This window comes from Kistimonas scapharcae (genome assembly GCF_039540975.1).
Taxonomy (GTDB): domain Bacteria; phylum Pseudomonadota; class Gammaproteobacteria; order Pseudomonadales; family Endozoicomonadaceae; genus Kistimonas; species Kistimonas scapharcae.
Genome location: NZ_BAABFL010000444.1, coordinates 21,733 through 28,422 on the forward strand (window position 1 = coordinate 21,733; position 6,690 = coordinate 28,422).

General features: G+C 51.1%; 6 protein-coding genes. 4 read left to right on the plus strand and 2 right to left on the minus strand.

Going from position 1 to position 6,690, the window contains the following annotated elements; genetic code table 11:
- Positions 1–43 precede the first annotated feature (43 nt).
- Positions 44–1,300 (minus strand): NADP-dependent isocitrate dehydrogenase, encoded by a 1,257-nt coding sequence (gene icd, locus ABD892_RS18925; protein WP_345197607.1) that lies wholly within the window; start codon positions 1,298–1,300, stop codon positions 44–46.
- Between the two features lie 342 nt (positions 1,301–1,642).
- Between icd and mnmA the strand changes: the two genes are divergently transcribed.
- From mnmA to ABD892_RS18945, 4 genes are all read left to right on the plus strand, one after another.
- Complete coding sequence (gene mnmA / locus ABD892_RS18930) at positions 1,643–2,761, plus strand: tRNA 2-thiouridine(34) synthase MnmA (protein WP_345197608.1); 1,119 nt, start codon at positions 1,643–1,645, stop codon at positions 2,759–2,761.
- Between the two features lie 21 nt (positions 2,762–2,782).
- Positions 2,783–3,409 (plus strand): high frequency lysogenization protein HflD, encoded by a 627-nt coding sequence (gene hflD / locus ABD892_RS18935; RefSeq protein ID WP_345197609.1) that lies wholly within the window; start codon positions 2,783–2,785, stop codon positions 3,407–3,409.
- A gap of 147 nt (positions 3,410–3,556) precedes the next feature.
- Entirely contained in the window at positions 3,557–4,921 is a 1,365-nt protein-coding gene (gene purB / locus ABD892_RS18940) for an adenylosuccinate lyase (RefSeq protein ID WP_345197610.1), read from the plus strand.
- A gap of 62 nt (positions 4,922–4,983) precedes the next feature.
- Positions 4,984–6,135 carry a JmjC domain-containing protein gene (locus ABD892_RS18945; protein WP_345197611.1) on the plus strand — a complete coding sequence of 384 codons (1,152 nt, stop codon included), beginning with the start codon at positions 4,984–4,986 and terminating at the stop codon, positions 6,133–6,135.
- Positions 6,136–6,209: 74 nt separating this feature from the next.
- Here the strand turns inward: ABD892_RS18945 and ABD892_RS18950 are convergent.
- Positions 6,210–6,690, minus strand: a 481-nt coding sequence (locus ABD892_RS18950) for a hypothetical protein (RefSeq protein WP_345197612.1), incomplete at its 5' end; no start/stop codon positions are given.

Consider the following 6,690-nt stretch of genomic DNA (forward strand, 5'->3'; position numbering starts at 1 on the left):
AAAAAAGCCCTTCACAATGACGGGCTTTTTTATGATGGCTATCTCACATATTCTTGATAATCGCATCTGCAAATTCAGAACACTTCAACAATGTTGCATCAGGCATCAAGCGCTCAAAGTCATACGTAACGGTTTTAGCTTCAATCGCACCTTCAACCCCTTTCAGGATCATATCAGCCGCTTCAAACCAGCCAAGATGGCGAACCATCATCTCTGCAGACAAAATCAGTGATCCTGGGTTCACTTTGTCCTGACCGGCATATTTGGGTGCTGTGCCATGTGTTGCCTCAAAAATCGCAACACTGCCACCAATGTTGGCACCCGGTGCAATGCCGATGCCTCCCACCTCAGCTGCTAAGGCGTCTGAGATGTAATCCCCGTTCAGGTTCAGTGTTGCAATAACACTGTACTCATCAGGGCGCATCAGGATCTGCTGAAGGAAAGCATCAGCAATAACATCCTTAATGATGATTTCATTGCCGGTTTTAGGGTTAACAAGCTTGTGCCATGGACCACCATCAAGCAGTTCTGCACCAAAGCGCTCCCGAGCCAGCTCATAACCCCACTCTTTAAAAGCACCTTCGGTGTACTTCATGATGTTGCCTTTGTGAACCAGTGTCACAGATGGCTTGTCATTATCGATGGCAAACTGAATAGCCTTGCGAACCAGGCGTTGGGTACCCTCTTTGGAAACAGGCTTGATGCCAATGCCGCAACCCTGATCAAAACGGATTTTCTCAACCCCCATTTCTTCCTTGAGGAAACGAATGATTTTCTTCGCTTCCGGGCTGTCAGCCTGCCACTCGATACCGGCATAAATATCTTCCGAATTCTCACGGAAGATAACCATGTCAGTTTTCTCGGGCGCAGTCACCGGGCTGGGAACCCCTTTGAACCAGCGAACAGGACGGATACAGGCATACAGATCCAGCTCTTGACGCAATGCAACGTTTAAGGAACGAATGCCGCCACCCACAGGTGTGGTTAGCGGCCCTTTGATACCAACACTGTACTCACGCATAGCTTCAAGGGTTTCTTCCGGCAACCAGACATCATCGCCATACACTTCCACCGCTTTTTCTCCGGCGAACACTTCCATCCAGACAATGGAACGACTTGAGCCATAGGCCTTTTCAACAGCGGCATCAACCACCTTCAGCATGGCCGGCGATACATCTATACCGATACCGTCGCCTTCGATATAGGGAATAACCGGATGATTGGGAACATTGAGGGAGAGATCGGCATTTACAGTGATTTTGTCACCATCTTTCGGAACTTTGATCTTCTGATATCCCATTATCTACTCCGTAATCTGGACTTTTTTATGCCGCTGGCGATAACCGGCAGCTTACCTGTTCTTGTAGTTTTGCTACATTCACTGCAGTGCTGGCGATGGCTCGGATCGGTTACTGCCCCGCTCGACATTTATCGCTCATGGCTGTTTGGCGCAATAAGATATACCAAAGCACGCCAAGAATAAATGTAGTTTTGTTACAGAAATGCGTACAAACCACGCTCGAGCTTCGTTATACGCCTAAATTATAGCTACATTCTGACCGTATGAGTTTTGGCGCTGGACGTACTGGGCTGCATCATTACAATTGACGCCCTGTCTAACCCCTAATTAGTTTTCATTCTTATGACCGATAACGCGCACACCCGTGTGATCGTTGGTATGTCCGGCGGTGTCGACTCCTCTGTTTCAGCGCTCCTTCTCATGCAGCAGGGCTATCAGGTCGAAGGCCTGTTCATGAAGAACTGGGAAGAAGATGATGACACAGAATATTGCACGGCCCGCCAGGATCTGGCTGATGCCCAGGCCGTCTGCGACCGGCTCGGCATCCATCTTCACAAGGCCAATTTTGCCGCTGAATACTGGGATAATGTCTTTGAACATTTCCTGTCTGAATACCGTGCCGGGCGCACCCCTAACCCTGACATTCTCTGCAACCGGGAAATCAAGTTCAGAGCCTTTCTCGATTACGCGCTTGAGCTGGGTGCTGACGCCATAGCAACCGGCCATTATGTGCGCCGTTCAGACCGTGACGGACATACCCTGCTGCTGAAAGGTTTAGATAACAACAAGGACCAGAGCTATTTCCTGCATGCAGTCGGCGAGCAGGAACTGTCACGCAGCTTCTTCCCGGTTGGAGAGCTGGAAAAGCACGAAGTGCGGGCCATTGCCGAACAGCACCAGCTGGCGACATTCAACAAAAAGGACAGTACAGGAATCTGCTTTATCGGTGAGCGCCGTTTCCGCGACTTCCTGAAACAGTACATTCCTGCCCAGCCTGGCGATATTGAATCCGAAGAAGGGAAAGTGATCGGCCGCCATAGCGGTCTGATGTACCACACCATCGGGCAACGACAAGGGCTGGGCATTGGCGGACTTAAGAATGCCGATGATGCGCCGTGGTATGTCATTGAGAAAGACCTGACTCGCAACGTCTTGATCGTCGGTCAGGGCAACGACAATCCCGGTCTGTTCTCCGAAGCCCTGTCCGTTGACACGGTGTACTGGATTAATGACGATCCTGTGCTGGTACCAGACAAACTTCGGGCCAAGGTCCGCTATCGTCAAACAGATCAGGCCTGCACACTTCAACGAAAGCCAGATGGCGGCTATCATGTCCTCTTCGACGAACCTCAGCGTGCGGTAACCCCTGGCCAGTCCGTTGTTTTCTACGATCAGGATGTCTGTCTTGGCGGTGGCATTATTGAGCAACGCTTTGCCCATAAAACCATGATTTCGGGTTGATGTTAGGGGGTCAATGGAGCTGTGAATCAACAAGATCTCGATCGTACCCTGGCACTGGCCGGCCTGTTTCAGGCCGCCACGCTGGTAGAAAAAATTGCCAAAACGGCCCAGGTGCCTGAACATGAGCTGGCTGTCTGCATCAACAGCATCTTTGTCACCAATCCTGATAGCGTCGAGGATGTCTATGGTGGCAGTGCCGGGAATGTCACAGCTGGCCTCAGAGCCCTCAGGGATGTGTTGCAACGCAATCATGATGCAGTAAAAGCCGATGCGATACGCTATTCGCTGACGCTGATTCATCTGGAGCGGAAATTACGTGGGAATCCGGGGATGATGAGCACCATCGCCGAGCGTATTGATCGCGCCAGTGATCAGGCTCGCCACTTCTCCCCTACCCACGAGAATGTGCTGGCCAGTCTTGCGAGCATTTATCTCGATACGATCAGCACATTCAAAACCCGAATCCAGGTTATGGGCGATATTCGGCACCTGCAGAACCAGGCTTGTGCCGACAAAATCCGGGCTGCCCTGCTGGCTGGAATGCGCTCTGCCATCCTGTGGCGACAGGTCGGTGGACGCCGCTGGCACCTGGTATTTGGTCGCAATAAAATGCTTGCCGCGATTGACCAGTTGCTCAAAGGTCACTGATCTTATCGATCACCAACGCAACAAAACCTGATACCGCGGCATTTTTCAGGTAGAATGCCGCGCAATTTTTCAGCCCATTCCCAGATCCTATCCGGCAGATATTGCCCGATAACGATCGGTTAACCGCTTCAAATCAAGGGGGTTTTGATGGAATTGTCTGCACTGACAGCGATTTCGCCGGTTGATGGCCGCTATGGCAGCAAGACCAGTCCGCTGCGTGAGATTTTCAGTGAATATGGCCTGATCCGTTTTCGGGTCATGGTTGAGGTTCGCTGGCTCCAGCATCTCAGTCAGCAACCCGCTATTGCTGAGTTGCCGCCTTTCAGCGCTGAAGCCAATCAGCTGCTAAATGCCATTATTGACGATTTCTCTGAAGCCGACGCTCAGAAGGTCAAGACGTTTGAACGTACGACCAATCATGACGTCAAGGCGGTCGAATACTTCCTGAAAGAGAAGATGACCCAGAATGCCGAACTAACCAAGGCACTTGAATTCGTGCATTTTGCCTGTACCTCGGAAGACATCAATAACCTTTCCCACGGTCTGATGCTTCAGGCAGGTCGAGACGCGATTCTTCAGCCCCTGATTCAGCTGTGTGATGCAATCCGCTCCCTGGCGCATGACTTCCACGATGTCCCCATGCTCTCTCGCACCCATGGTCAAACAGCCTCCCCCACTACGCTGGGCAAGGAAATGGCTAACGTCGTTTATCGTCTGGAGCGCCAGCTGAAGCAGATACGCACAGTTGAGCTGCTGGGCAAAATCAATGGAGCCGTTGGTAACTACAACGCCCATTACGCCACCTACCCCGAGATCGATTGGCCGGCATTGGCGTCTGAATTCATTACCTCACTAGGTCTGAGCTGGAACCCCTACACCATCCAGATCGAACCCCATGACTACATTGCCGAGCTGTTTGATGCACTGGCGCGCTTCAACACCATCCTGATTGATTTTGATCGGGATATCTGGGGTTATATCTCGTTGGGTTACTTCCGCCAGAAGACGATTGCCGGTGAAGTCGGCTCTTCCACCATGCCGCACAAGGTCAACCCGATCGATTTTGAAAATTCGGAAGGCAACCTTGGCCTGGCCAACGCCATCATGAGCCATTTGGCGACCAAGCTGCCCGTTTCTCGCTGGCAGCGGGATCTGACTGATTCCACCGTGCTTCGCAATCTGGGTGTCGGTATCGGTCATAGTCTGATCGCTTATGAGGCAACCCTGAAAGGTATCAGCAAACTGGAAGTTAATCGGGAGCGCCTGGCCCAAGATCTGGACAATGCCTGGGAAGTGCTTGCCGAACCCGTTCAGACCGTCATGCGTCGCTATGGGATTGCTGAGCCTTATGAAAAGCTGAAGGCCTTTACCCGAGGTAAAGCCATTACCCGTGAAGGTATGCAGACCTTTATCAATCAGCTGGAAATCCCTGCGGATGCCAAGGCTCAACTGCTGGCACTGACGCCGTCAGCCTATACCGGCAATGCCGCCGATCAGGCAAAAGCTGTTTGATTGAGCGTCTAAGCGCCGGCTAAATGCCGGCGTTTTTATTGGATTCTGTAACAGGTTTGCTCATGAACCTTCTCCGCTTCCCGGTACTTGGCGATCTCTGCGCCAGCGAGTTCCTTGCCCAATACTGGCAAAAACAACCCTTGCTGATCAGGCAGGCTCTGCCTGACTGGACGCTTCCCATGTCTCCTGATGAACTGGCCGGATTGGCCTGCGAGGAATCCGTTGAATCACGCCTCTTGCTACGGCAACTGGGTGATCAGGAATGGGTATTAAAGCGAGGTCCGTTTAAAGAGCAGGATTTCGTGAACCTCCCCCCTGACAACTGGACGCTGCTCGTCCAGGCTGTCGATCACTGGGTGCCAGAGGTTCGAGAACTGTTGAATGAATTCCGTTTCATCCCGGATTGGCGGCTGGATGACATCATGATCAGTTACGCCACCGAGGGTGGCGGAGTCGGCCCGCATTATGATAATTACGATGTTTTCCTGATCCAGGCGTCTGGTAACCGGCACTGGCAAAGTGGCCAGTTATGCGATGATACCAGCCCCCTGCTACCCCATCCGGATTTGAAAATTCTGGCAGAGTTCAAAACCGATCAGGATTTCCACATGGAGCCGGGCGATATGCTCTATCTTCCGCCCGGTGTCGCCCACTGGGGTACGGCAACCTCCAATGATTGTGTGACAGTGTCCGTCGGTTTTCGTGCGCCTTCCCATGGAGAGGTGGTCAGTGATTATGGGCTTTGGCTCAATGACCATTTATCCGATTTCCTGCGTTACGCCGATCCGGATCTCAAGGTGCCATCCCATCCAGCAGAGATTTCCGCTGAAGCTATCACCCGTGTCCAAGCGATATTGCACCAATATGCCAATAACCCAGAACAGGTCGCTCGCTGGTTTGGTCGACTGATGACTGAGCCCAAGTACCCTGAGAATGTCGTGACTGATCCCGAGCCTTTAACGGCTGACGTATGGGTGGCTGATGACGCACGGCTTGCTTGGTACCTGTCTGAAAATGACGATGCGGTGTATTTTTTTGCCAACGGTCAAGACTATACATTGCCCGTTTCGCTCAACGCAGTCGTCATGGCAGTTTGTGATAATCGCCATATCTCAGCCAGTCTGGTGGAAAATCTGACTGACAACGAACGAGAAACCTGGACAGCGCTGCTGACTGACCTGACCGATAATGGCGTTTTTGGCAGCATTGAATAATTGTCAATAGAGCTACGGTCTTAACTCTTCGGGCAAAGTGGAAGCATGCTGTTTAATTACCAGAGAAAGGATAGCTAACCTTTTGTATTTACAGAATATTCAAGATTTTGAGGCGCGTTTTTTTGTAGTGGTTTTATCCAGAATTGTTGCCTGTCAAACATCTGAAGCAAACTGGAAAATCCAACAGGACTTAGGAGAAGAGAGCTGCTCAAGAAAGGCGTTATCGTGGTTGTCCCAAACCTTCTGAGAACCATCTTTTGAGCACCAGCTTTCAAGGAGCCCTCAAGTACGATAGCGTGTGGAATCCTTTTCTTGGTGACGGTTTGATCACTCATCTTAGTAAATGCCATCGACAGCAATAATCTGTCTAGTAATGAAACAGGGGCATCTGACTGGACAGATTGCACAACAAAAAACCGGTTAATATTGTCGGCCAATCTCTCCCTGATATCGTGATGAATACTTTCGTTTTCATGTAAGTACTCAAAAACTCCTGTGCAGACCACATGGCAGCCAGCATGAGGCGTATTCGATAATATTTGCCAGTCTCGGAAT